This window comes from Streptomyces phytophilus, from assembly GCF_013870535.1.
GTDB lineage: Bacteria > Actinomycetota > Actinomycetes > Streptomycetales > Streptomycetaceae > Streptomyces > Streptomyces phytophilus.
Window position 1 is genome coordinate 1 of sequence record NZ_JACBXC010001374.1, and the last position, 1,533, is coordinate 1,533.

A 1,533-nucleotide genomic window follows, 5' to 3' on the forward strand; every position below is an offset into this window, starting at 1 on the left:
CGCGGCCTCCTCCCGTACGGGCGCTGCGTCCGCTACGGCCGCCTCCGCCGCGATCACCCCGAGCGCCTGTCGCAGCCGCTCCTCCTCCGCCTCCGTCAGACCGGCCACCTCACCGCACCTCCCTCTCCCGCAACCGTGTGCGCAGCACCGCCGCGGCCCCGTGCAGGCGGCTCTTGACCGTGCCCTCCGGGATGCCCAGCGCCTCCGCGATGTCCTTCACCGGCAGGTCCGCGTAGTAGCGCAGGACCACCACCTGGCGCTGTCCCGGCGGGAGTTCCTCCAGGCCCTCGGCGACCGCGAGGGCCAGCAGCCGCGCGTCCTCGGGGTGTTCCGCCGGGCGGGCCCAGCGTGCGGCGAGGCGGTCGCGCAGGCCCGCGTCGCGGGTGCGGCCGCGGTGCCAGTCGGCCGCCACGCGCGAGGCGACGGCCGCGGCCCAGGCGGCCGGGTTGCGGACAGGGGGGCGGTCCGGGCGGTTCTGCTGCTCCAGCAGCTTGAGCTGGACCTGCTGCACGCCGTCGTCGAGGTCGCCGAACGGCACGCCGCCGAGCGCGAGCACGGCCCGTACCCGGCTCGCGTCGGCGGCGGACAGGGCGGGGTCCGCCTCGTGCGCCGGTCTGCGGCGGACTGCCATCCCGTCCCCTCCCTCGCCACGCCTGCACCCGCGTCAGGGCTATGACGGAGTACGGGTGCGGAACGTTCGCCGGGACCGCGGACTCACTCCGGCACCACGGCCAGCGCGTCCACCTCCACCCGGAACTCCGGGCTCACCAGCCCGGCCACCTGCACCAGCGAGCTGGCGGGCGGGTGCGCCGGGTTCTGCAGCTCGTCCCGTACGCGGCGGAACGCCGGCAGGTCGGCGAGGTCCGTCAGGTAGACCGTCAGCTTCACGACGTGCTCCAGGCCGGAACCAGCCGCCCGAAGTGCCGTGCCGAGGTTCGCGAAGACCTGGCGCACCTGTGCCTCCGCGTCGTTCGCGCCCACCAGGCGGCCGGCCTCGTCCAGCGGCACCTGGCCGGAGACGGCGACCATGGCGCCGGTGAACGATACGGCGTGGCTGTAGCCGTTGACCGGCGGGGATCCCTCGGGTCGGACGATGTGCTGCTGCATGCGCGTGCTCCGCTCGTCGATCAGTTGTCGCGCCCTCGAAACTACCTTCCTCGCGAATCTTGCTTTCCGTCCCGCCGCGGGCGATATCCGGACACGTCATCTTCCATTCCCACGCCGCGGGCCGCTCGGTGGCAGCCTGGAGGGGACTACGTGCACGAGCGAAACGGGGGCGAATCCATCGTGCGCATTGTGGTGATCGGTGCAGGCGTGATCGGTACGGCGCTGGCGGCGCGGCTCGGCGGCGGGGGACGGGAGGCGGGCAGACCCGCGGAGGTGTGGCTGCTGGACGGCGGGGAGCCGGGGGCGGGGACCACGGCCGGCTCCATGGCCTGGATCAACGCCCACTCCAAGACCCCGCGGCACTACCACGAGTTGGCGGTCTCGGGCATGCGCGCCCACGCCGACCTCGTACGGGCCACCGGCCCG

Annotated in this window: 3 protein-coding genes; 1 reads left to right on the top strand and 2 read right to left on the bottom strand. The window is 74.3% G+C overall.

Annotation, left to right across the window (positions count from 1 at the left end):
- Positions 1 to 109: 109 nt before the first annotated feature.
- Positions 110 to 631: an RNA polymerase sigma factor gene (locus H5J30_RS32500; protein WP_181791243.1), complete on the bottom strand. Its 522-nt coding sequence runs from the start codon at positions 629 to 631 to the stop codon at positions 110 to 112.
- Positions 632 to 714: 83 nt separating this feature from the next.
- The gene (locus tag H5J30_RS32505) at positions 715 to 1,107 is read right to left on the bottom strand and encodes a RidA family protein (protein WP_181791245.1); all 393 of its coding nucleotides are present in this window, start codon (positions 1,105 to 1,107) and stop codon (positions 715 to 717) included.
- Between the two features lie 192 nt (positions 1,108 to 1,299).
- Here H5J30_RS32505 and H5J30_RS37570 point away from each other — a divergent pair.
- Positions 1,300 to 1,533: FAD-dependent oxidoreductase (locus H5J30_RS37570; protein ID WP_309505698.1), on the top strand; the 234-nt coding region annotated here is incomplete at its 3' end.

Excerpts from the sequence above, each read along its gene's own strand:
- H5J30_RS32500 (WP_181791243.1), bottom strand. The coding sequence starts at position 631 with ATGGCAGTCCGCCGCAGACCGGCGCACGAGGCGGACCCCGCCCTGTCC.
- H5J30_RS32505 (WP_181791245.1), bottom strand. The coding sequence starts at position 1,107 with ATGCAGCAGCACATCGTCCGACCCGAGGGATCCCCGCCGGTCAACGGC.